Origin of the sequence: Pseudomonas entomophila (assembly GCF_029193575.1) — a bacterium.
Taxonomy (GTDB): domain Bacteria; phylum Pseudomonadota; class Gammaproteobacteria; order Pseudomonadales; family Pseudomonadaceae; genus Aquipseudomonas; species Aquipseudomonas entomophila_G.
The window spans coordinates 1-21858 of record NZ_JARGCS010000011.1; the positions used below are offsets into that span (position 1 = coordinate 1).

Consider the following 21858-nt stretch of genomic DNA (forward strand, 5'->3'; position numbering starts at 1 on the left):
GCCGGGTTCGGGTCGAACAGCTTGATCAAGCCGGCGGTGGTGGTGCAGATCAGCAGCCATACCGCCGGCAGCAGGGTCACCCACACGTAGCGCTGGCGCTTCATCTTGATCAGCACCACGGTGCCCAGCATCAGCGCGATGCCCGCCAGCATCTGGTTGGAGATGCCGAACAGCGGCCACAGGGTATTGATGCCCCCCAGCGGGTCGATCACGCCCTGGTACAGCAGGTAGCCCCAGAGGGTCACGCAACCCGCGGTGGCCAGCAGGTTGGCGCCCCACGACTCGGTGCGCTTGAGCGCCGGCACGAAGCTGCCCAGCAGGTCCTGCAGCATGAAGCGCCCGGCACGGGTGCCGGCGTCCACTGCGGTGAGGATGAACAACGCCTCGAACAGGATCGCGAAGTGGTACCAGAAGGCCATGGTGTTCTCACCCGGCAGCACCTGGTGGAGGATCTGCGCGATGCCCACCGCCAAGGTCGGCGCACCGCCGGCGCGGGCCAGGATGGTGTGCTCGCCGATGTCGCGGGCGGTCGCTTCCAGTTGCTCGGGGGTGATCAGGAAGCCCCAGCTGCTGACGGTGTTGGCCACCGACACCACGTCGGCGCCGACCACTGCGGCCGGGCTGTTCATGGCGAAGTACACGCCCGGCTCGATCACCGAGGCGGCGACCATGGCCATGATGGCGACGAACGACTCCATCAGCATGCCGCCGTAGCCGATGTAGCGGGCGTTGGTTTCGTTGTCCAGCAGCTTCGGCGTGGTACCCGAGGAGATCAGCGCATGGAAGCCGGACACCGCGCCGCAGGCGATGGTGATGAACAGGAACGGGAACAGCGTGCCCTTCCACACCGGGCCCGTGCCGTCGGTGAACTGGGTCAGGGCCGGCATCTTCAGCTCGGGGGCGAGGATCAGGATGCCGATCGCCAGGCCGACGATGGTGCCGATCTTCAGGAAGGTCGACAGGTAGTCACGCGGCGCCAGCACCAGCCACACCGGCAGCACCGCGGCGACGAAGCCGTAGCCGACCAGCATCCAGGTGATCTGCACGCCGGTGAAGGTGAACGCCGGGCCCCACACCGGGTCGGCCGCGACCAGGCCGCCGGCCCAGATCGACAGCAGCAGCAACACCACGCCGATCAGCGAGATCTCGCCGATGCGGCCCGGGCGGATGTAGCGCATGTAGATGCCCATGAACATGGCGATCGGGATGGTCGCCATCACCGTGAACATGCCCCACGGGCTTTCGGCCAGGGCCTTGACCACGATCAGCGCCAGCACCGCGAGGATGATGATCATGATCAGGAAGCAGCCGAACAGGGCGATGGTGCCGGGGATGCGGCCCATCTCCTCGCGCACCATGTCGCCGAGCGAGCGACCGTTGCGGCGGGTGGAGAGGAACAGGACCATGAAGTCCTGCACCGCGCCGGCCAGCACCACCCCGGCGATCAGCCACAGGGTGCCGGGCAGGTAGCCCATCTGCGCGGCGAGCACCGGGCCCACGAGCGGGCCGGCGCCGGCGATGGCGGCGAAGTGATGGCCGAACAGGATGTGCTTGTTGGTCGGGACGTAGTCCAGGCCGTCGTTGTTGAGGACCGCGGGGGTGGCGCGGCGCGGGTCGAGCTGCATCACCTTGGTGGCGATGAACAGGCTGTAGTAGCGGTAGGCAACGAGGTAGATGGCCACTGCCGCGACCACGATCCACAGGGCATTGATCGCCTCGCCTCGGCGCAGGGCGACCACACCCAGCGCGCAGGCTCCCAGGACTGCCAGCGCCAGCCACGGTATGTGGCGTAGCAGGCTATTATTGTTGTTCATGGTTTGCTTCCAGCTGGTGGATTGGAATAAGACCGCCAATCGAGTCTAGGGCGTGTCATCGCGCATTGCCATATTTGCTTTGGCCTAGAGCCTTTGCGGCCCGATGGCGTGTGACCGAAAAACTACAAGTCAGGATGTCCCGCGGAGGGCTTTTCCCATGAGCGACCACGACGAACGCCGGCGCTTCCAGCGCATCGATTTCGACGCACCCGCCGAATTGCGCCAGGGCCTCAGGCGCTGGCCAGTCAAACTGCTCGACCTGTCCCTCAAGGGCATGTTGATCGAACGCCCGAACGACTGGGAGCCGGACCTCACCCAGGATTTCGAAGCGATCGTCCATCTCGACCAGAAGACCCAGGTGCAGATGCAGGTTGAACTGCGTCACGAAGAACCGCAGCGGCTGGGCTTCGTCTGCCTGTACATCGATATCGATTCGATGACCCACCTGCACCGTCTTGTGGAGTTGAACGTGGCCGACAGCACCGAAATGATGCGTGAGCTGCGCGAATTGATCGAAGATTGAAATCTCTTAGCCTACTACCGACTTGCCTCATCACACTTTCCTGTCCATATGGACAGCTTCCTGCGTGATCTTCACGATTTTGTACACACCCCTCTAGCACCGCCCCTGTCGAGATGGAACGCAACCTGCATCAAGGTGGAGGACACCTTGATGCAGCCCCTGTGGGCGCTCCGATCAAAAAATTGTATACAATTTTATGTAGCAATGATTTGTGGGAGTTGTCTACAGTAGCGGCACAACAATAAACAGAGAGCCTGCGCCAATGACCACGTCCACCAGCACGTCTCCCGCCCCGCGCCCCGAGGACGAGAACCTCGGCCTGGGTGCCAACCTGGCCTACGGCCTGCAGCACGTCCTGACCATGTACGGTGGGATCGTCGCGGTACCGCTGATCCTCGGCCAGGCCGCCGGCCTGGCCCCGGCGGAAATCGGCCTGCTGATCGCCGCCTCATTGTTCGCCGGTGGCCTGGCCACCCTGCTGCAAACGCTCGGCCTGCCATTCTTCGGTTGCCAACTGCCGCTGGTGCAAGGCGTGTCGTTCGCGGGCGTGGCGACCATGGGCGCGATCCTCGGCAGCCAGAGCGGCGGCGGCCTGCCCGCAGTGCTCGGCGCGGTCATGGCTGCGTCGCTGATCGGCTTCTTGATCACCCCGGTGTTCTCACGCATCACCAAGTTCTTCCCGCCGCTGGTCACCGGCATCGTCATCACCACCATCGGCCTGACGCTGATGCCGGTCGCGGCGCGCTGGGTGATGGGCGGCAACAGCGCCTCCCCCGAGTTCGGCAGCATGGCCAACATCGGCCTGGCGGCGCTGACCTTCGCCATCGTGCTGCTGCTGAGCAAGCTGGGTAGCGCGAGCATCTCGCGGCTGTCGATCCTCCTGGCGATGGTGGCCGGCACGCTGATCGCCTGGAGCCTGGGCATGGCCGATTTCAGCAAGGTCACCGAAGGCCCGATCTTCGCCTTGCCCAGCCCCTTCCACTTCGGCATGCCGACCTTCCACATCGCCGCGATCCTGTCGATGTGCATCGTGATCATGGTGACCCTGGTGGAGACCTCGGCGGACATCCTCGCGGTGGGTGAGATCATCGACACCAAGGTCGACTCCAAGCGCCTGGGCGATGGCCTGCGCGCCGACATGGCCTCGAGCATCCTGGCGCCGATCTTTGGCTCGTTCACCCAGAGCGCGTTCGCCCAGAACGTCGGCCTGGTCGCGGTCACCGGCGTGAAGAGCCGCTACGTGGTGGCCACGGGCGGGGTGATCCTGGTGGTGCTGGGCCTGCTGCCAATCATGGGCCGGGTGATCGCCGCGGTGCCGACCCCGGTGCTCGGCGGCGCGGGCATCGTGCTGTTCGGCACCGTGGCGGCCAGCGGCATCCGCACCTTGTCGAAGGTCAGCTACAAGAACAACGTCAACCTGATCATCGTCGCCGCCTCGCTGGGTTTCGGCATGATCCCGATCGCCGCGCCGAACTTCTACCACCACTTCCCCAACTGGTTCGAGACCATCTTCCACTCGGGCATCAGCTCGGCGGCGATCATGGCTATCCTGCTGAACCTGATCTTCAACCACTTCACCGCCGGCAACTCCGACCAACAGTCGGTGTTCGCCGCCGCCTACGAGCGCACCCTGCAGTATTCGGATATCTCGGCGCTGCGTGATGGCGATTACTTCAAGGATGGCAAGCTGTTCGACGCCGAGGGCAACGAAGTGCCGGTCATGGAACTGGACGAGCACGGCAACGAGACGCCGAGGCGCAAGGCGATGGCCGAGCATTGACCGCGCTGTGATGGGGTAACGCGGGGGGCCGACGCGCATCGTCGGCTCCCCTTTTTCATTGAAGGCCCTATCGCGTTGTGGAAGCGGGCTTGCCCCACGATAGGGACGCTACAGGTTGGAAATCACTCGAACAATGCATCCAAGGCCTGCTCCAGACGGGTCACGGCGATCACCTGCAACCCCGCTGGCGATTCCTTGGGCGCGTTGCCCTTGGGCACGATGGCGCGCTTGAAGCCGTGCTTGGCGGCTTCCTTCAAGCGTTCCTGGCCGCTGGGCACCGGGCGCACCTCGCCCGACAGGCCGATTTCGCCGAACACCAGCAAACCATGGGCCAACGGGCGATTGCGCAGGCTCGACATCACCGCCGCCAGCAGCGCCAGGTCCGAAGCGGTTTCCAGCACCTTGACCCCGCCGACCACGTTGAGGAACACGTCCTGGTCATGGGTCGGGATGCCGCCGTGGCGGTGCAGCACCGCCAGCAGCATGGCCAGGCGGTTCTGGTCCAGGCCCAGGGTGACCCGGCGCGGGTTGGCCAGGTGGCTGTCGTCGACCAGCGCCTGCACCTCCACCAGCATGGGCCGGGTGCCTTCCCAGGTGGCCATCACCACGCTGCCAGGCACCTCCTCCTGGGTGCGGTTGAGGAAGATCGCCGAGGGGTTGGAGACCTCTTTCAGGCCGCGATCGGTCATGCCGAACACACCCAGTTCGTTGACCGCGCCAAAGCGGTTCTTCACCGCCCGCAGCAGGCGCAGGCGGCCATCGGACTCACCCTCGAAATACAACACAGTGTCGACCATGTGCTCCAGCACACGGGGGCCGGCCAGCGAGCCCTCCTTGGTGACGTGGCCGACCAGGAAGATCGCCGTGCCGCTCTGCTTGGCATAGCGCACCAGCAAGGCGGTGCTCTCGCGCACCTGGGCCACGCCGCCCGGCGCCGACTGCAGCTGTTCGGTGAAGATGGTCTGGATCGAGTCGATGACCATCACCCGTGGCTTTTCCACACGCGCGGTGGCGATGATCGTCTCGATGCAGGTTTCGGTCATCACCTTGAGCTGGTCCTGGGGCAGGCCCAGGCGCCGCGAGCGCATGGCCACCTGCTGCTGCGACTCCTCGCCCGTGACGTACAGCGCCGGCATGCGCGTGGCGATGTTGCACAGGGTTTGCAGAAGGATGGTCGACTTGCCGATGCCGGGGTCGCCGCCGATCAGCACCACCGAGCCGTCGACCAGGCCGCCGCCGAGCACGCGGTCCAGTTCGGTGCTGCTGGTGGTGAAGCGCGGGATCTCCTCGACGCTGACCTCGGCCAGGGTCTTGATCTGCGCCTGCTGCCCGGTCCAGCCGGTACGCCCGCTGGGCGCGGCGGCGCCGGCGCTTTCGATCATGGTCTCGACCAGGGTGTTCCAGGCACCGCACTCACCGCACTGGCCGGCCCATTTGGGGAAGGTCGCGCCGCACTCGGTGCAGCCATACAAGCGCTTGGCCTTGGCCATGGGTCGGTCTCCTGGGGAAAATTCGCCATGATAGCCGAGGCCGGCGTGCCGTGGACGCGCCGATGGGCGACAAAACTATTCGCACTAACCGCAGTCATTTGCAGCTGTAGAAGGCATGAAGCGCATAGCTGGCTTACACTGCGACTACTTATCCATTTGTTACAGGGAATTAAACCATGGGCATGATCAGTGAATTCAAGGCCTTCGCGGTCAAGGGCAACGTCGTCGACATGGCGGTCGGCATCATCATCGGCGCAGCCTTCGGCAAGATTGTCTCGTCGTTCGTGGGCGACGTGGTGATGCCGCCACTGGGGCTGATCATCGGCGGCGTGGACTTCAGCGACCTGGCCATCACCCTCAAGGCGGCCGAGGGCGACGTGCCGGCAGTGGTGCTGGCGTATGGCAAGTTCATCCAGACCGTGATCGACTTCGTGATCGTGGCCTTCGCCATCTTCATGGGTGTGAAAGTGATCAACCGCCTCAAGCGCGAGGAAGCCGTGGCGCCGAGCGCACCGCCCGTGCCGACCCCGGAGGAAACGCTGCTGACCGAGATTCGCGACCTGCTCAAGGTGCAGAATCAGAAATGAAGCAACTGCGAGCCACGAGCTGCGAGCAGACAGCGGCGCCCCTGCTTCCTCTTGCCGCTCGTAGCTCGTAGCTACCAGTAATTCTCCACCGCCACCTGCCCCGGACGCTTGCTCAGGCTCAGTTGCAGGTCGCGGGCCTTGAGCACCTTGCGGGTCTCATCGATCATCTGCGGGTTGCCGCACAGCATGATTCGCGAGTGCTCCGGCGACAACGCAAGCCCCGCCGCCCTCTCCAGCTCGCCATTCTCGATCAGCGTGGTGATGCGGGCATTCAACGCCCCCGGGTATGCCTCACGGGTCACCACCGGAATGAACTGCAACTTGCCGGCGAACTCGGCCAGGTAGTCGCGTTGCTCCAGCCCAGCGATCTCGTCCAGGTACGCCAACTCCTTCGCCTCACGTACCGAATACACCAGCTTGATGTTGTCGAAACGCTCCCAGGCCTCGAAGTCCTGCAGGATCGACATGAATGGCGCGATGCCTGTGCCGGTGGCCAGCAGCCACAGGTCGCGGCCGCCGACGAAACGGTCCAGGGTCAGGTAGCCGAATGCCTGGCGATCGATCAACAGCGTGTCGCCCTCGCCCAGCCGACTCAGTTCGCTGGTGAATTCACCGCCCGGCACGACGATGGAAAAGAAGTCGAGGAATTCGTCATGCGGCGCACTGACCATCGAATAGGCTCGCCACACCACGCTGCCATCGGCCTTGGTGACGCCCAGGCGGGCGAACTGGCCGGCGCGGAAACGAAAACCGGGGTCGCGGGTGGTGCGCAGGCTGAACAGGTTCGGCGTCAGAGGCTGGACATCGAGCAGGGTCTGGCGGGTGAACTTGTCGGCACTGGCGGTCATGACGGGCTCCGTGAGTTGAGTCCGCCCAGTTTCGCGCAAACCGTCAGGGATGAACACCGAGGGTTTGTAGGGGCTCATACAAAATTTGTATAGATTCTCCGAAAACGATGCGGCTTCTATAGCGAAAAATTCGCACCGACCCCCGAACCTTTTCCTACAATCTACATCTTGGATCCAAGGAAGTGCATCATCATGCCGCATTGGACGACACAACAGTTGCAGGCGCTACTAGAGCGAAGCGACCCCCAAGATATGTTCGATCATGCCGCCCAACTGGTCGACGATCTCGGCATGGTCCATATTGGCTTGTCCTTGCACCTGCACGTGGCCGCCCGTCCGCCACAGATCGTCCTCTATAACAATTACCCCGACGACTGGAATGCCCATTACCAGGATCCCGCCTTCATCAAGCAGGACCCGATCGCCGCCAGATGCCACCGCAGCACCCTGCCGGTACTCTGGCAGGATGCGCTGTACGACGAGGCGCCGGACTTCCGCGCGCTGGCCTGCCGCCACGGCTTACGCCACGGCTTACGCCACGGCTGGACACAATCGGTACATGACCTGCGCCACAACCAAAGCCAGTTGAGCGTGTCACGCCCCGAAGGGGTGATCGATGTCAGCGAGTTCTATGAAAAAGCCGCCCAGGTCATGTGGCTGTGCCACACGCTGCACGCCCTGATCAGCGAACATCACCTTGCCAGCATGGCCCCGGCGCCCACACTCAGCGAGCGCGAACTGGAAGTATTGAAATGGTCTGCCGTCGGCAAGACCGCGGCGGACGTAGCCTGCATCCTGTCGCTGTCGACCAGCACGGTGAACTTCCACATCCGCAGCGTGATCTCCAAGACCAACGCCGCCAACAAGGCTGGCGCCATTGCCATCGCCGTCAGCCGGGGTCTGATCTGACACCGGCGCGCCCCCCGACCGGCAAACCCCTGTAGAATCACCCGTTTCGACACAGTCGTGGACAGTCCACGGCTGGCCGCCCGCCCTCCGAGCCAGACCATGCCCCTGCTGAACAGCCCCTTCGCCGATCTTGACCTGATTCGTCAGCCGGAACAGCGCGACGACCCCCTGCAAGCCTTCGACAGCGCCGACCAATACCTGCTCGAGCACCTGGCCAGCCAAGCACCAGGGGCCGACTGCCGGGTGCTGGTGCTCAACGACAGCTTCGGCGCGTTGGCCGCAAGCCTCAGCGACCACGTGAAAGTGGTCAGCAGCGGCGACTCGCACCTGGCGCGCCTGGCACTGGAGAAAAACCTCGCGCGCAATGGCAAGCCCTATGACAGCGTGCCGTTCGTACCGGCCAGCGAAGCCTGGCAAGGCCCGTTCGACCGCGTGCTGCTGCGTGTGCCGAAGACCCTGGCGCTGCTCGAAGAGCAGTTGATCCGCCTGCACGGCCAGCTGGCGCCGGGCGCCCAAGTGATCGCTGGCGCGATGATCAAGCACCTGCCGCGCGCGGCGGGCGACCTGATGGAGCGGTACATCGGGCCAGTGCAGGCTTCGCTGGCACAGAAAAAGGCACGCCTGCTCACCGCCACCGTCGAGCCACGCCCGGCCAGCGCCTCGCCCTACCCGACGCGCTACCGCCTCGACACACCGGCGCTGGAACTGCTCAACCACGCCAACGTGTTCTGCCGCGAAGGCCTGGACATCGGCACCCGCGCGTTCCTGCCGCACCTGCCGCGCGACCTGGGCAACGCCCGGGTGGCGGACCTAGGCTGCGGCAACGGCGTGCTGGCCATCGCCAGCGCGCTGGCCAACCCCAATGCGCACTACACGTTGGTGGACGAGTCGTACATGGCCGTGCAGTCGGCGCGGGAGAACTGGCAAGCGGCGCTGGGCGCGCGCGCGGTGGAGGTTCGCGCGGACGATGGCCTGGCGGGACAGGAGAAACAGTCGCTGGACGTGGTGCTGTGCAACCCGCCGTTCCACCAGCAGCAGGTGGTCGGTGACTTCCTCGCCTGGCGCATGTTCCAGCAGGCGCGCGAGGCGCTGGTGGTGGGCGGGGCGCTGTACATCGTCGGCAACCGCCACCTGGGCTACCACAGCAAGCTGGCGCGTCTGTTCCGTGGGGTGGAGCAGGTGGCGGCGACACCGAAGTTCGTGGTGCTCAAGGCGCGCAAGTAGGTCTCGCGGGCCCATCGCGGGCTTGCCCCGCGATGGCCACGCGTCAATGGGTGGTCAACCCCGCCGCCCCCATGAACAGCCGCATCACCCAGGCCGCCAGGCCCAGCGCAGCCACGCTCAGCACCCAGATCAACACCAGCCAGCCCAGGCGCTGCCACAGCGGTTTCTTCTCTTCCACATTCATCGCGCGCGCCTCCTAGTGATAGCCATCTTCATGGGTCACCTTGCCGCGGAACACGTAGTAGCTCCAGAACGTGTACCCCAGGATGAACGGTAGGATGAACAACGTCCCGACCAGCATGAACCCCTGGCTCTGCGGCGGCGCGGCGGCATCCCAGATCGAGATCGACGGCGGGATGATGTTCGGCCACAGGCTGATCCCCAACCCGCTGTAGCCGAGGAAGATCAACACCAAGGTCAGCAGGAACGGCGTGTAGTGGGCATTGCGCGCCACTGCCCGCAGCAACCCGTAGAACGTCACCAGCACCAGGATCGGCACCGGCATGAACAACACCAGGTTGGGCATGCTGAACCAGCGTTCGGCGATCTGCGGGTAAGCCAGCGGCGTCCACAGGCTGACGACGCCGATCACCGCCAGCAGCACCAGCGCCAGCGGCCGGGCGATGTCATGCATCTGTTTTTGCAGCGGCCCCTCGGTCTTCATGATCAGCCAGGTGCAACCCAGCAAGGTGTAGGCGACGATCAACCCCAGCCCGGAGAACAGGCTGAACGGCGTCAGCCAGTCCAGCGTGCCACCGGCGAACTGGCGGTCGACCACCTTGAAGCCCTCGATGAAGGCACCCAGGGCCACGCCCTGGAAGAAGGTGGCCACCAGCGAACCGCCGATGAACGCCTTGTCCCAGATGTGGCGCTTGTCGGCCTTGGCCTTGAAGCGGAACTCGAAGGCCACGCCGCGGAAGATCAGCCCCACCAACATCAGGATCAGCGGCAGGTACAGCGCCTCGAGCACCACCGCATAGGCCAGCGGGAAGGCGCCGAACAGCCCGGCGCCCCCCAGCACCAGCCAGGTTTCGTTGCCGTCCCACACGGGGGCGACGGTGTTCATCATCACATCGCGGTCACGCTCGCCCTTGACGAAGGGGAACAGCATGCCGATGCCGAGGTCGAAGCCGTCCATCACCACGTACATCATCACGCCGAAGATGATGATCACGGCCCAGATCAGCGGAAGGTCGATACCCATGGTCAGTTCCCCTTGGCCGGTTTGGTGGTCTCGGTTTCAGCGTGCTCGTCGGCGGCCGACAACGGCCGTGCCGGCGTGCGCTGCTGCCCAGGCCCTCCCGGGTTGACCTCATCGCCCTCGCCGGTCTTCGGCCCCTTGCGCACCAGGCGCATCATGTAGCCCAGGCCTGCGCCGAACAGCGCGAAGTACACCACCACGAACATCACCAGGGTCAGCCCCAGTTGCGCATAGCTGTGGTTGGACACGCCATCGGCGGTGCGCATCAGCCCGTACACCACCCACGGCTGGCGCCCGACCTCGGTGGTGAACCAGCCGGCGAGAATCGCCACCAACCCCGAGGGCCCCATCCACAGCGTCAGGTAGAGGAACGGCCGCGAGCTGTACAAGGTGCCGCGCTTGCGCAGCCACAGGCTCCACAGGCCGACGAAGATCATCAGCAAGCCGAGCCCGACCATGATGCGGAACGACCAGAACACGATGGTCGAATTGGGCCGGTCCTCGGGCGGGAACTCCTTCATCGCCGGCACTTGCTTATCCAGGCTGTGGGTCAGGATCAAGCTGCCCAGCGCCGGGATCTCCAGCTTGAAGCGGGTGGTCTCGGCTTTCATGTCGGGCAGGCCGAAGAGGATCAGCGGGGTCGGCTCGCCGGGCACGTTCTCCCAGTGGCCTTCGATGGCGGCGATCTTCACCGGTTGGTGCTTGAGCGTGTTCAGGCCGTGGAAGTCGCCGATCACCGCCTGGATCGGCGCCACGATCAACGCCATCCACATGGCCATCGACAGCATCTTGCGCACCGCCGGGTTGTCGCGCCCGCGCAGCAGGTGCCAGGCCGCCGAGGCGCCGACGAAGAACGCCGTGGCGACGAACGCGGCGGTGGCCATGTGCATCAGGCGGTAGGGGAACGAGGGGTTGAAGATCACCGCCAGCCAGTCCACCGGGATCACCCGGCCATCGACGATCTCGTAGCCCTGGGGTGTCTGCATCCAGCTGTTGGAGGCGAGGATCCAGAACGTCGAGACCAGCGTGCCGAGCGCCACCATCACCGTGGCGAAGAAGTGCAGCCCGCGGCCGACCCGGTTCCAGCCAAACAACATGACGCCGAGGAAGCCCGCTTCGAGGAAGAACGCGGTGAGCACCTCGTAGGTCAGCAAAGGCCCGGTGACGGCACCGGCGAAATCGGAGAAGCGGCTCCAGTTGGTGCCGAACTGGTAGGCCATGACCAGGCCGGACACCACGCCCATGCCGAAGTTGACGGCGAAGATCTTCGACCAGAAGTGATAGAGGTCACGGTAGACCTGGTTGCCGGTTCTCAGCCAAAGGCCTTCGAGGACGGCCAGGTAGCTCGCCAGGCCAATGGTGATGGCCGGGAACAGGATGTGGAAGGACACGGTAAAGGCAAACTGGATTCGGGCGAGCTCAAGGGCTTCCAAACCGAACATAATGCTTCCTCTTCAGGTAATCCGGCGTCCAGGCATGTGGCCTTGGCGCCCACTGCCCCCACGGTAATCGAGTGCCGCGCATTGGAATTGTTCTGTTCGATCGCAGGGAATCCGGCCTGGTATCGATGGCGATGAGGCCGGCACAGACCACCCAGGCCAATCGTTGCATCTGGCACTATTGACCCAGGTCAACGATTGCTGGAAAGCATAGCCCTGAATGTCAGCGCGGGTTGTGTGGTCGTTTGCCGCGTGACCGGTTGCCCCACCCTCTTTACCGGAACGTGAAAAAAGTGCCCGGGGCGGTATTCAGCAACTATTTGTTACAAACAGATGGTAACCTGCAGCCCCTCGTTCCAGGCTGAGGCTCCAGGTTTTCCGATGTCCGAGTCCGCACCGCAGCTGTTGCGTCACCACCGCCCCTTCCTCGCCTTCTGGCTGGCCCGCGTGTTCACCGCCAGCGGCTTCCAGATGCTCACCGTGGCCATCGGCTGGCACCTCTACCAGCTCACCGGCAACGTGCTGGACCTGGGCCTGGTCGGCCTGGTCGAGTTCGCCCCGCGCGTGCTGTTCATGCTGCACACCGGCCACGTTGCCGACCGCTACGACCGGCGCCGCGTCGCCGCGCTGTGCCAGAGCCTGCAAGGCCTGATCGCCCTGGTGCTGGCACTGGGCAGTGCCACCGACAACGTCAGCCGCGAGCTGATCTTCGCCCTGGCCTTCCTGCTCGGCGCCACGCGCTCGTTCGAGATGCCGGCCACCCAGGCGCTGCTGCCCAACGTGGTGCCGCCGGGGCTGTTCCCGCGCGCGGTGGCCGCCTCGGCCTCGGCGACCCAGGCGGCGACCATCGTCGCGCCAGCGGTCGGCGGCTTCCTCTACGCTTTCGGCAGCCTCTGGGTGTACGGCCCGACCGTGCTGCTGTACGCCGTGGCCTGCACCCTGATGCTGACCCTGAACGCCCGCGCGCAGGTGCCGCAAGCGGGCCGCGCCAGCCTGGAGTCGCTGCTGGCCGGCATCCGTTTCATCCGCAGCCGCCCGGACATCCTCGGCGCCATCTCCCTGGACCTGTTCGCCGTGCTGCTGGGCGGCGCCACCGCGCTGCTGCCGGTGTTCGCCAAGGACATCCTGCTCACCGGTGCCTGGGGCCTGGGCCTGCTGCGCTCGGCACCGGCGGTGGGCGCGCTGCTGATGTCGCTGTGGCTGGCGCGCTTCCCGGTGGAGCGCAAGGTCGGGCGGATCATGTTCACTGCGGTCGGTGTGTTCGGCGTGGCGACCATCGCCTTTGGCCTATCCACCTCGTTCTGGTTCTCCCTCGGCGTGCTGGTGGTGCTGGGCGCGGCGGACATGATCAGCATGGTGATCCGCGGCGCCTTCGTGCAGTTGGAGACGCCCGACGAGATGCGCGGCCGGGTGAGTGCGGTGAACGGGCTGTTCATCGGCGCCTCGAACCAGCTCGGCGAGTTCGAGTCGGGAGTGACCGCGCACTGGTTTGGCACAGTGCCGGCGGTGGTGCTTGGCGGGGTGGGCACGCTGGTGGTGACCGGGGTGTGGATCAAGTTGTTCCCGACGCTGGCGCAGCGGGACCGGATGCACAGCGGTTGAGGGTCGGTCTGCTGTGGCCCTATCGCGGGGCAAGCCCGCGATAGGGCCACAGCAGACACCCCATTCCCGAACGGCCATATTCCCCCGCCAGCCATGCTGGTATGATGCGCGGCTTTTTTCCACCCCAGCGAAAACCACGGTGTCCGGTACGGTCTGTGCTTTGCTGTTGGGGTCGAATACATTCACGGCGCCGGGAGCGCCTTGGGGAGCAGGCATGCTGGAAAGGCTGTTTCAACTAAGAGCACACAACACCAACGTGCGCACCGAGATTCTCGCGGGCGTCACCACCTTCCTGGCCATGGCCTACATCCTGTTCGTCAACCCGAGCATCCTCGGCGAGACCGGCATGGACAAGGGCGCGATCTTCGTCGCCACGTGCCTGGCCGCGGCCATCGGCTCGGTGACCATGGGCCTCATCGCCAACTACCCGATCGCCCTGGCGCCGGGCATGGGCCTGAACGCTTTCTTCACCTACACCGTAGTGCTGCACATGGGCCACACCTGGCAGGTGGCCCTGGGCGCGGTATTCCTCTCGGCGGTGCTGTTCTTCCTGCTGTCGATCTTCCGTATCCGCGAGTGGATCGTGAACAGCATCCCGCTGCCGCTGCGCTCGGCCATCGCCGCGGGCATCGGCCTGTTCCTGGCGTTGATCGCCCTGCACAACGCCGGCATCGTGGTCGACAACCCGGCCACCCTGGTCGGCCTGGGCGACCTCAAGCAACCCGCGCCAATCCTAGCCACCCTCGGCTTCTTCCTGATCGTCGGCCTGGAAGCCCTGAAGGTGCGTGGCGCGGTGCTGATCGGCATCCTGGTGGTGACCCTGGCCTCGATCCTGCTGGGCGTCACCCCGTTCGGCGGCATCGTCTCCATGCCGCCGTCGCTGGCCCCGACCTTCCTCCAACTGGACATCGCCGGGGCGCTGGACGTGGGCCTGGTGAGCGTGATCTTCGCCTTCCTGTTCGTCGACCTGTTCGACAACTCCGGCACCCTGATCGGCGTGGCCAAGCGCGCCGGGCTGATGGGCAAGGACGGCCACATGCCGAAAATGGGCCGCGCGCTGATCGCCGACAGCACCGCCGCCATGGCAGGCTCCCTGCTGGGCACCTCGACCACCACCAGCTACATCGAGTCGGCCGCAGGCGTCAGCGCCGGTGGCCGCACGGGCCTGACCGCCATCGTGGTGGCCATCCTGTTCCTGCTGGCGCTGTTCTTCGCGCCGCTGGCCGGCAGCGTGCCGGCCTTCGCCACCGCCCCGGCGCTGCTGTTCGTCGCGGTGCTGATGGCCTCGGGCCTGGCGGAAATAAACTGGGACGACGTCACCGAAGCGGCACCGGTGGTGGTGACCGCCCTGGCCATGCCGCTGACCTACTCGATCGCCAACGGCATCGCCTTCGGCTTCATCGCCTGGACCGCCGTGAAGCTGATCTCCGGTCGCTACCGCGACCTGAACTCGGCGCTGGTGATCCTCTCCATCCTGTTCGTGATCAAGCTGGGCTGGTTCAACGCATGAGTGCTGTCTTCGACCCTTCCGCCTACGCCACCCAGCTCGACGCCAAGGCCGCGCGCCTGCGCGAGCTGCTGGCGCCGTTCGACGCCCCGGCGCCGGCGCTGTTCGACTCGCCACGCGAGCACTACCGCCTGCGGGCGGAGTTTCGCCTGTGGCGCGAGGACGGCCAGCGCCACTATGCGATGTTCGCCCCGGGTGAGAAACACAAGGCGATCCTGATCGACGACTTCCCCATCGCCAGCCAGCGCATCAACGCCCTGATGCCGCGCCTGAAAGCGGCCTGGCAGGCCAGCGAGGCGCTGGGCAATCGCCTGTTCCAGGTGGAGTTCCTGACCACCCTGGCGGGCGATGCGATGATCACCCTGTGCTACCACCGCCCGCTGGACGAAGCCTGGGAAGCGGCGGCCCGGCAGTTGGCGGCGGACCTCGACGTCAGCGTGATCGGCCGTTCCAAGGGCAAGCGCCTGGTGGTCGGCCGTGACTACGCGCTGGAAAAACTCGACATCGCCGGGCGCGCCTTCAGCTATCGCCAGCCGGAAGGCGCGTTCACCCAGCCCAACGGCGCAGTGAACCAGAAGATGCTGGGGTGGGCCTTCGACGCCCTCGGTGAGCGCGATGACGACCTGCTGGAACTGTACTGCGGCAACGGCAACTTCACCCTGCCCCTGGCCACCCGCGTGCGCCAGGTACTGGCCACCGAGATCAGCAAGACCTCGGTGAATGCCGCGCTGCACAACCTGGACGAGAACGGCATCGACAACGTGCGCCTGGTGCGCCTGTCGGCCGAAGAGCTGACCCAGGCCCTGAACGACGTGCGCCCGTTCCGTCGCCTGGAAGGCATCGACCTGAAGGCCTATGACTTCGGCACCGTGTTCGTCGACCCGCCGCGCGCCGGCATGGACCCGGACACCTGCGAGCTGACCCGGCGCTTCGAGCGCATCCTGTATATCTCGTGCAACCCCGAGACCCTGGCGCAGAATATCGCCCAGCTGCACGATACCCACCGTATCGAACGCTGCGCACTGTTCGACCAGTTCCCCTATACCCATCACATGGAAAGCGGGGTGCTGCTGGTCCGGCGCTGAATCGGTGACGGCCTTGCCCCGCGGCGAGGCCGCCTGTCGCAAATCGAAGGAGCGAGGTGCCGATGGACCAATTGACCGCCATGCACACCTTCCGCCGGGTGGTCGAGCTCGGCAGCTTCAGCGCCGCTGCCAGCCAGGCGGGGGTGTCTCACACCCTCCTGTCGCGCCAGGTAAAGAATCTCGAACGCCACCTCGGCCTGCAGCTGCTCAACCGCACGACCCGGCGCTTGCAACCGACCGAGGCCGGCACCCTGTACTATCGCCACTGCGTGCAGATCCTCGAGCAGATGCAGGCCATCGCTCTGGAACTTTCCGAGCACCAGCAACAGCCTACCGGCACGCTGCGCCTCGGCGTGTCGACCGCCTTCGGCGAGCTGGAGCTGGGTCACTGGCTGCCGGACTTCGTCGAGCACCACCCTGGCCTGCGGATCGAGCTGAACTGCAGCGACCGCTTCATCGACCTGCTGGAAGAAGAGGCGGATGTTTGCCTGCGCGTGACCGATCACCTGCCCGATTCGAGCCTGGTGGCCCGTAAACTGGCGCCCAGTGAAGTGCTGCTGGTGGCCGCGCCCGCGTACCTGCAACGTCATGGCACCCCGAACAGCCCCGATGAGCTGCCCAAGCACCCACTGCTGGGCTACAACCAGTTGTCCCACCCGCAACGCCTGCGCCTGCAAGGCCCCGCCGCCGAGACGTGCGAAGTGCTAATGCCACAACAGCTGAGCGCCAACTCACCGATGGCCCTGCGGGCTGCCGCCATCGGCGGGCTGGGCATCGCCAGCTTCGATCGCTTCATCGTCCACGACGCCTTGCAGGCGGGTCGGCTGGTGTCCGTCCTCCCCGGCTGGCGGCTGCCCGCACGCAGCTTGTATGCAATCTATCCACAGAGCCGTTACCTGGCGCCCAAAGTACGCGCCCTGCTTGATTATGTGCAGGCGTACTATGCCAAACCGCGCTGGCAGCCCTAATTAGTGCATTTATTGCACAACTCTTGACTCGTCGAAGCCGTATTTGTGCACAACCTATTTGTTTAGTCTTCGCCACCTATTCATTTGGCGAAGGAGCCACATCATGAAAGCACTGCATGCAATCGTTGCCGGCCTCACCCTCAGCGTCGTCTCGGGCCTTGCCCTAGCGGCGAATGGCGCACTGATCTCCGTGCCGGACAGCAGCACCCTGAAATGGCAGCAGGTCGAAGGAACCAAAGGCGCAGTCAGCTACGCCAACGTCGAAGGCGACCTGTTCGGCAAGGGCCCCTACTCGGCGTTCGTCAAGTTCAGCAAAGGCACCGACAACGGCCTGCACACCCACAGCCAGGCTTTGCCGACCGTGGTGCTCAAGGGCACCTTCTATGCCGTGATCGATGGCAAGCGCACCGAGTTCCCGGCTGGCTCCTACTACAAGCTGCCGGCAGAACTGGTGCATGAGAGCGGCTGCACCGCCGCAGCGGATTGCCTGTTGTTCCAGTACCAGGAAGATGCGTTCGACCTGGTGCCGGCCAAAGGCTGACGCATGAGCGCGGGGCCGCGCCGACAGGTTCACACGGTTCCTGTGGGAGCGGCCTTGTACCGCGATGGGGCGCGAAGCGGCCCCGGGCATACTCAGAAATCGAAGAACACCGTCTCCCCTTCCCCCTGAATACGGATATCGAAGCGATACGCCGTCTTCCCCTCCACCTCGCAACGCCTGGCCACCAGGGTCTCGCGCCGCTGCGGCTGCTCGATCAGGTTGAGCACCGGGCACTTGCCGTTGGCCTCGGCCTCATCGTCGAAATACAGCCGCGTGTGCAGGTGAATGTTGATGCCCCGGGCAAACAGGCTGAGGTTGATGTGCGGCGCCATCGGCACGCCCGCCGCGTTGTTCACCACGCCCGGCTTGACCGTGTGCAGCGTCCACTCGCCGGCATCGAAGGTGGTGGCGGTACGGCCGAAACTGTTGAAGGCGTTTTCCAGGTTGAACTGGTCGTGGTAGTCGCCATTGGCGTCGGCCTGCCAGACCTCCAGGAACGAGTCGCGCACCAGGTGGCCGTTGCCGTCGTACACCTGGCCGATCAGCAGGATGTGCTCACCGGGGGCGTCGGGCTTGGCCAGGCGGTTCCAGATTTCCTGGTCGCGGGTCGGGTTGCCCGCCGCTTCCAGGGCCAGGCCGATGTGCACGTAGGGGCCGGCGGTCTGCGAGGGGGTCTCCGGCAGCAGTTCGATAGGCATGACGGGGCTCCTCAGCAGTTCTCGAAGTGGGTCTTGCGCTGGCCGCGCAGCACGATGTCGAAGCGGTAGGCCAGGCAGTCCATGGGGTTGGCGTTGCCCATGTCGAGCTTGGCGATCAGTTGCTGCACGGCGTCGGGGTTGGCGATCGACTTGACGATCGGGCACAGCGGGATCAGCGGGTCGCCCTCGAAGTACAGCTGGGTGATCAGCTTGGTGGCGATCGCCGGGCCACTCACCGACACGTGCACGTGCGCCGGGCGCCAATCGTTGGGGCCGTTGCGCCAGGGGTATGGGCCGGGCTTGATGGTGCGGAAGCTGTAGAAGCCGTCACGGTCGGTGAGGCAGCGGCCGACGCCGCCGAAATTCGGGTCGAGCGGTGCCAGGTAGCGGTCGTTCTTGTGGCGGTAGCGCCCGCCTGCGTTGGCCTGCCAGATTTCCACCAGGGTGTGGGGCACGGGGTGGCCGTATTGGTCGACGACCCGCCCGGCGAGGATGATGCGCTCACCGATCGGCAGGCCGCCGTTGTTGAAGTTCAGCAACAGGTCATGGTCGTGGGGGCCGAAGCCCAGGTGCGAAAAATCCGGGCCGGTGGTTTCGCTGATCGACTGTGGGATGCTCACCAGCGCCTGCCGCGGGGAGCGGGCGATGGAGGTCTTGTAGTCGGGCGTGAAAGCCTTGGGGTGCCAGTTGCGATCACGGATCACGAAGCGGCTGCTGTCCTGGGCGGGCATGCCGTTCTCCTCTCTTGGAATTATCGGGTGCGCCTGTGCGTGGCAGGCGGACTTGCAGTTTCCGATAGGTCGCGAGCGGTGAATACTGAAAATAACCGGCCAATACATAACCTTTTGGTTATGTTTAAGCGATTGTGGCAGGGGTGGGCTACGCTTTTGTCTGCTCGGGCCCCGCGATAGGGCCGGAACTGACACCCACAGCCCCAACGGAGACCCCCACATGGACTGGCGAAAAGGCCGACGCAGCGACAACGTGGTCGACGCCCGCGGCGAAGGCGGTGGCGGTGGCGGCATGCGCTTCGGCGGCGGCAAGGGCCTGGGGCTGGGTGCGATCCTGCTGATCGTCGGCATCGGCTGGCTCACCGGCCAGGACCCGCTGCAGATCCTCGGCCAGCTCGCCGGACAGATGGAACAGCAGCAACAGGCGCCCGCCGGTGCCGGCGGCAAGGCGCCACCGGCCAACGACGAACAGGCCGAGTTCGTCGCCTCGATCCTCGGTGACACCGAAGACACCTGGAAAGCCCTGTTCGCCCAGGCCGGCAAGCAATACCGCGAGCCCAAGCTGGTGCTGTTCAGCGGCCAGGTCAACTCCGCCTGCGGCTTCGCCTCCTCGGCCGTCGGCCCCTTCTACTGCCCGGGCGACCAGCGCGTGTACCTGGACATGTCGTTCTTCCGCGAAATGGAAACCCGTTTCGCCGCCGCTGGCGACTTCGCCCAGGCCTACGTGATCGCCCACGAGATCGGCCACCATGTGCAGACCCTGCTCGGCGTTTCGGCCAAGGTCGACGCTGCGCGGCGCAACGGCCAGCGCCTGGAGGGCGACAACGGCCTGCTGGTGCGCCAGGAGTTGCAGGCCGATTGCCTGGCTGGCGTCTGGGCCTTCCAGGCGCAGAAGCGCCTGAACTGGCTGGAACCAGGGGATGTGGAAGAAGCCCTGAACGCCGCCAATGCCATCGGCGACGACCGCCTGCAACAGAAGGGCCAGGGCCGTGTGGTGCCTGATTCGTTCACCCATGGCACCTCGGCGCAGCGGGTGCGCTGGTTCAAGACCGGCTTCGGCAGTGGCGATGTGAACCGTTGCGACACGTTTGGCGCCAGTAGCCTGTAGCGACCAGGCGGTCCCATCGCGGGGCAAGCCCGCGCGTGCAGGTACGACAGCGTTTTCAGCACCTGCGGTGAATCTGCAGGAACGGGCTTGCCCCGCGATGAACCCCACCCAGTCAGCAACCATTCTCATCTTTCATAAATCAGCTGAAAACCGTTTCAGCTCCCGCAATTGCGGCCGATAAACCTGTGTACTAATCAGCGGGCCCCTACAAAAACAACGCCCAGCGATGTGAGATCAAGCGAGCGAAATCATTTTCTGGAGAGCGTGCATGAACAGCTGGTTTGCCAATATCAGCGTCAACCTTAAACTCGGGCTGGGTTTCGGCCTGGTCCTGCTACTGACCGGCCTGCTGGCCCTCACCGGCTGGAACAGCGTCGGCAGTCTGATCAACCGCAGCAACTGGATGAGCGACATCACCAAGCTCAACACCGACCTGACCAACCTGCGCGTCGCGCGCCTGCAATACATGCTGACCAACGGTGACGACACCGCGGCGGCCAACGTGCAGACCAAGCTGGAGACCTTCAGCGCCCAGCAGCAGCACCTGCTGGCCACGTTCAAGAGCCCGGAGAACCTCAAGCTGCTGCGCGAGCTGAGCGACATCATCGCCCAATACCGGGTATCGCTGGACAAGATGCGCCAGGGCTACAAGACCGGTCTCGCCGCGCGCGATGCCATGAACGAGGCCGCACAGAAGGCCACCGAAGCGATCGACGCCATCGGCGCCGATGTGATCACCCGCGCCGAAGGCGACAACAGCGGCCTGCGCCAGTACCTGCTGATCAGCACGGCCAAGCAGCAACTGGCCCAGGTGCGCCTGGACGTGCGCAGCTACATCGCCGACCTCAACAGCGCCACCGAGCAGGCCGCCTTGCGCCAGCTCGACAACGCCCTGGCCGAGATCGATGGCCTCAAGCGCCAACTGCCCAACGACGCTACGCGCGTCCAGCAGTTCGAAGCCGCGGTGCTGAGCTACCGCGACGCCGTGCGCCAGTTCCGCGACGCCACCGCCAGCATCGCCGTGGCCCGCCAGGAAATGACCACCCAGGGCGCCGACATCGTCAAGCGCAGTGACGACCTGTACAAGATCCAGCTCGAACGCCGCGACAACGAGAGCGCCCAAGCCCGCACCCTGCAATCGATCGCCACGCTGCTGGCCTTGCTGTTCGGCGTGCTTGCCGCAGTGATCATCACCCGCCAGATCACCCGCCCGCTGCGCGAGACCCTGGTGGTGGTGGAGAAGATCGCCAGCGGCGACCTCACCCAGGACCTGCGCGTCACCCGCCGCGACGAGCTGGGCGTGCTGCAGCAAGGCATCGCACGCATGGGCACCACCCTGCGCGACCTGATCACCGGCATCCGCGACGGTGTCACCCAGATCGCCAGCGCCGCCGAGGAGCTCTCGGCGGTCACCGAGCAGACCAGCGCCGGCGCCAACAGCCAGAAGGTCGAGACCGACCAGGTGGCCACCGCCATGCACGAGATGGCCGCCACCGTCCAGGAAGTGGCGCGCAACGCCGAACAGGCTTCGCATGCCGCCACCAACGCCGACGGCGAAGCCCGCGCCGGCGACCGCGTGGTCGGTGAGGCGATCAGCCAGATCGAGCGCCTGGCCGCCGAGGTGCATCGCTCTACCGAGGCGATGAACCTGTTGCAGCAGGAAAGCCAGAAGATCGGCAGCGTGATGGACGTGATCAAGTCGGTCGCCGAGCAGACCAACCTGCTGGCGCTCAACGCCGCCATCGAGGCGGCCCGCGCGGGTGAAGCCGGGCGCGGTTTCGCCGTGGTCGCCGACGAAGTGCG

The 21858-nt window shown here is 65.3% G+C and carries 20 protein-coding genes; 12 read left to right on the forward strand and 8 right to left on the reverse strand.

Annotated features, from left to right (window positions below; genetic code table 11):
* Window positions 1-1814 (reverse strand): carbon starvation CstA family protein (locus P0Y43_RS04680; RefSeq protein ID WP_275636140.1); only part of this gene is annotated, 1814 nt, incomplete at its 3' end.
* A gap of 157 nt (window positions 1815-1971) precedes the next feature.
* On the opposite strand from P0Y43_RS04680, the gene P0Y43_RS04685 reads away from it, so the two are divergent.
* On the forward strand, window positions 1972-2337 hold the full coding sequence (locus P0Y43_RS04685; RefSeq protein ID WP_275636141.1) for a PilZ domain-containing protein: 366 nt from the start codon (window positions 1972-1974) through the stop codon (window positions 2335-2337).
* 262 nt (window positions 2338-2599) lie between these two features.
* Complete coding sequence (locus P0Y43_RS04690) at window positions 2600-4117, forward strand: nucleobase:cation symporter-2 family protein (RefSeq protein WP_275636142.1); 1518 nt, start codon at window positions 2600-2602, stop codon at window positions 4115-4117.
* A 122-nt stretch (window positions 4118-4239) separates the two neighbouring features.
* On the opposite strand, the gene radA is transcribed toward P0Y43_RS04690, so the two are convergent.
* Window positions 4240-5607 (reverse strand): DNA repair protein RadA, encoded by a 1368-nt coding sequence (radA, locus tag P0Y43_RS04695; RefSeq protein WP_275636143.1) that lies wholly within the window; start codon window positions 5605-5607, stop codon window positions 4240-4242.
* Window positions 5608-5783: 176 nt separating this feature from the next.
* On the opposite strand from radA, the gene mscL reads away from it, so the two are divergent.
* Window positions 5784-6194, forward strand: a complete 411-nt coding sequence (gene mscL / locus P0Y43_RS04700) for a large-conductance mechanosensitive channel protein MscL (RefSeq protein WP_275636144.1) — start codon at window positions 5784-5786, stop codon at window positions 6192-6194.
* Window positions 6195-6265: 71 nt separating this feature from the next.
* Here mscL and P0Y43_RS04705 read toward each other — a convergent pair whose 3' ends face one another.
* Window positions 6266-7042 carry a ferredoxin--NADP reductase gene (locus tag P0Y43_RS04705; protein ID WP_275636145.1) on the reverse strand — a complete coding sequence of 259 codons (777 nt, stop codon included), beginning with the start codon at window positions 7040-7042 and terminating at the stop codon, window positions 6266-6268.
* A 192-nt stretch (window positions 7043-7234) separates the two neighbouring features.
* On the opposite strand from P0Y43_RS04705, the gene P0Y43_RS04710 reads away from it, so the two are divergent.
* Window positions 7235-7951, forward strand: coding sequence for an autoinducer binding domain-containing protein (locus P0Y43_RS04710; protein WP_275636146.1), 717 nt, complete (start codon window positions 7235-7237; stop codon window positions 7949-7951).
* A 99-nt stretch (window positions 7952-8050) separates the two neighbouring features.
* Complete coding sequence (locus P0Y43_RS04715; RefSeq protein ID WP_275636147.1) at window positions 8051-9175, forward strand: methyltransferase; 1125 nt, start codon at window positions 8051-8053, stop codon at window positions 9173-9175.
* 43 nt (window positions 9176-9218) lie between these two features.
* Here the strand turns inward: P0Y43_RS04715 and P0Y43_RS04720 are convergent, their stop codons facing one another.
* From P0Y43_RS04720 to P0Y43_RS04730, 3 genes are read right to left on the reverse strand one after another with little or no spacing between them, the layout of a single operon-like run.
* Window positions 9219-9359 (reverse strand): DUF2474 domain-containing protein, encoded by a 141-nt coding sequence (locus tag P0Y43_RS04720; RefSeq protein ID WP_275636148.1) that lies wholly within the window; start codon window positions 9357-9359, stop codon window positions 9219-9221.
* A 12-nt stretch (window positions 9360-9371) separates the two neighbouring features.
* A complete protein-coding gene (gene cydB / locus P0Y43_RS04725; RefSeq protein ID WP_275636149.1) occupies window positions 9372-10379 on the reverse strand; it encodes a cytochrome d ubiquinol oxidase subunit II in 1008 nt (335 codons plus the stop codon).
* Between the two features lie 2 nt (window positions 10380-10381).
* Entirely contained in the window at window positions 10382-11818 is a 1437-nt protein-coding gene (locus P0Y43_RS04730; RefSeq protein WP_275636150.1) for a cytochrome ubiquinol oxidase subunit I, read from the reverse strand.
* A gap of 378 nt (window positions 11819-12196) precedes the next feature.
* Here P0Y43_RS04730 and P0Y43_RS04735 point away from each other — a divergent pair, with 378 nt between their 5' ends.
* The 5 genes from P0Y43_RS04735 (at window position 12197) to P0Y43_RS04755 (ending at window position 17518) form a co-directional block, all read left to right on the forward strand.
* Window positions 12197-13417, forward strand: a complete 1221-nt coding sequence (locus tag P0Y43_RS04735) for an MFS transporter (RefSeq protein ID WP_275636151.1) — start codon at window positions 12197-12199, stop codon at window positions 13415-13417.
* Window positions 13418-13631: 214 nt separating this feature from the next.
* Window positions 13632-14927, forward strand: coding sequence for an NCS2 family permease (locus P0Y43_RS04740; RefSeq protein WP_275636152.1), 1296 nt, complete (start codon window positions 13632-13634; stop codon window positions 14925-14927).
* Window positions 14924-16009: a tRNA (uridine(54)-C5)-methyltransferase TrmA gene (gene trmA / locus P0Y43_RS04745; protein ID WP_275636153.1), complete on the forward strand. Its 1086-nt coding sequence runs from the start codon at window positions 14924-14926 to the stop codon at window positions 16007-16009. The genes P0Y43_RS04740 and trmA overlap by 4 nt, the downstream gene beginning before the upstream one ends.
* 62 nt (window positions 16010-16071) lie before the next feature.
* Window positions 16072-16977, forward strand: coding sequence for a LysR family transcriptional regulator (locus P0Y43_RS04750; RefSeq protein ID WP_275636154.1), 906 nt, complete (start codon window positions 16072-16074; stop codon window positions 16975-16977).
* A 103-nt stretch (window positions 16978-17080) separates the two neighbouring features.
* Window positions 17081-17518, forward strand: coding sequence for a cupin domain-containing protein (locus tag P0Y43_RS04755; protein WP_275636155.1), 438 nt, complete (start codon window positions 17081-17083; stop codon window positions 17516-17518).
* A gap of 92 nt (window positions 17519-17610) precedes the next feature.
* On the opposite strand, the gene pcaG is transcribed toward P0Y43_RS04755, so the two are convergent.
* Both pcaG and pcaH read right to left on the reverse strand, forming a co-directional pair.
* Entirely contained in the window at window positions 17611-18216 is a 606-nt protein-coding gene (gene pcaG, locus P0Y43_RS04760) for a protocatechuate 3,4-dioxygenase subunit alpha (protein WP_275636156.1), read from the reverse strand.
* Between the two features lie 11 nt (window positions 18217-18227).
* Window positions 18228-18947 (reverse strand): protocatechuate 3,4-dioxygenase subunit beta, encoded by a 720-nt coding sequence (gene pcaH, locus P0Y43_RS04765; RefSeq protein ID WP_275636157.1) that lies wholly within the window; start codon window positions 18945-18947, stop codon window positions 18228-18230.
* 220 nt (window positions 18948-19167) lie between these two features.
* Here pcaH and ypfJ point away from each other — a divergent pair, with 220 nt between their 5' ends.
* The gene (gene ypfJ, locus P0Y43_RS04770; RefSeq protein WP_275636158.1) at window positions 19168-20055 is read left to right on the forward strand and encodes a KPN_02809 family neutral zinc metallopeptidase; all 888 of its coding nucleotides are present in this window, start codon (window positions 19168-19170) and stop codon (window positions 20053-20055) included.
* 268 nt (window positions 20056-20323) lie between these two features.
* Window positions 20324-21858: methyl-accepting chemotaxis protein (locus P0Y43_RS04775; RefSeq protein WP_275636159.1), on the forward strand; the 1535-nt coding region annotated here is incomplete at its 3' end.

Bases quoted from the DNA above. Each gene is read 5' to 3' on its own strand.
- P0Y43_RS04685 (WP_275636141.1), top strand. From the start codon at position 1,972: ATGAGCGACCACGACGAACGCCGGCGCTTCCAGCGCATCGATTTCGAC.
- P0Y43_RS04690 (WP_275636142.1), top strand. From the start codon at position 2,600: ATGACCACGTCCACCAGCACGTCTCCCGCCCCGCGCCCCGAGGACGAG.
- radA (WP_275636143.1), bottom strand. From the start codon at position 5,607: ATGGCCAAGGCCAAGCGCTTGTATGGCTGCACCGAGTGCGGCGCGACC.
- mscL (WP_275636144.1), top strand. From the start codon at position 5,784: ATGGGCATGATCAGTGAATTCAAGGCCTTCGCGGTCAAGGGCAACGTC.
- P0Y43_RS04705 (WP_275636145.1), bottom strand. From the start codon at position 7,042: ATGACCGCCAGTGCCGACAAGTTCACCCGCCAGACCCTGCTCGATGTC.
- P0Y43_RS04710 (WP_275636146.1), top strand. From the start codon at position 7,235: ATGCCGCATTGGACGACACAACAGTTGCAGGCGCTACTAGAGCGAAGC.
- P0Y43_RS04715 (WP_275636147.1), top strand. From the start codon at position 8,051: ATGCCCCTGCTGAACAGCCCCTTCGCCGATCTTGACCTGATTCGTCAG.
- P0Y43_RS04720 (WP_275636148.1), bottom strand. From the start codon at position 9,359: ATGAATGTGGAAGAGAAGAAACCGCTGTGGCAGCGCCTGGGCTGGCTG.
- cydB (WP_275636149.1), bottom strand. From the start codon at position 10,379: ATGGGTATCGACCTTCCGCTGATCTGGGCCGTGATCATCATCTTCGGC.
- P0Y43_RS04730 (WP_275636150.1), bottom strand. From the start codon at position 11,818: ATGTTCGGTTTGGAAGCCCTTGAGCTCGCCCGAATCCAGTTTGCCTTT.
- P0Y43_RS04735 (WP_275636151.1), top strand. From the start codon at position 12,197: ATGTCCGAGTCCGCACCGCAGCTGTTGCGTCACCACCGCCCCTTCCTC.
- P0Y43_RS04740 (WP_275636152.1), top strand. From the start codon at position 13,632: ATGCTGGAAAGGCTGTTTCAACTAAGAGCACACAACACCAACGTGCGC.
- trmA (WP_275636153.1), top strand. From the start codon at position 14,924: ATGAGTGCTGTCTTCGACCCTTCCGCCTACGCCACCCAGCTCGACGCC.
- P0Y43_RS04750 (WP_275636154.1), top strand. From the start codon at position 16,072: ATGGACCAATTGACCGCCATGCACACCTTCCGCCGGGTGGTCGAGCTC.
- P0Y43_RS04755 (WP_275636155.1), top strand. From the start codon at position 17,081: ATGAAAGCACTGCATGCAATCGTTGCCGGCCTCACCCTCAGCGTCGTC.
- pcaG (WP_275636156.1), bottom strand. From the start codon at position 18,216: ATGCCTATCGAACTGCTGCCGGAGACCCCCTCGCAGACCGCCGGCCCC.
- pcaH (WP_275636157.1), bottom strand. From the start codon at position 18,947: ATGCCCGCCCAGGACAGCAGCCGCTTCGTGATCCGTGATCGCAACTGG.
- ypfJ (WP_275636158.1), top strand. From the start codon at position 19,168: ATGGACTGGCGAAAAGGCCGACGCAGCGACAACGTGGTCGACGCCCGC.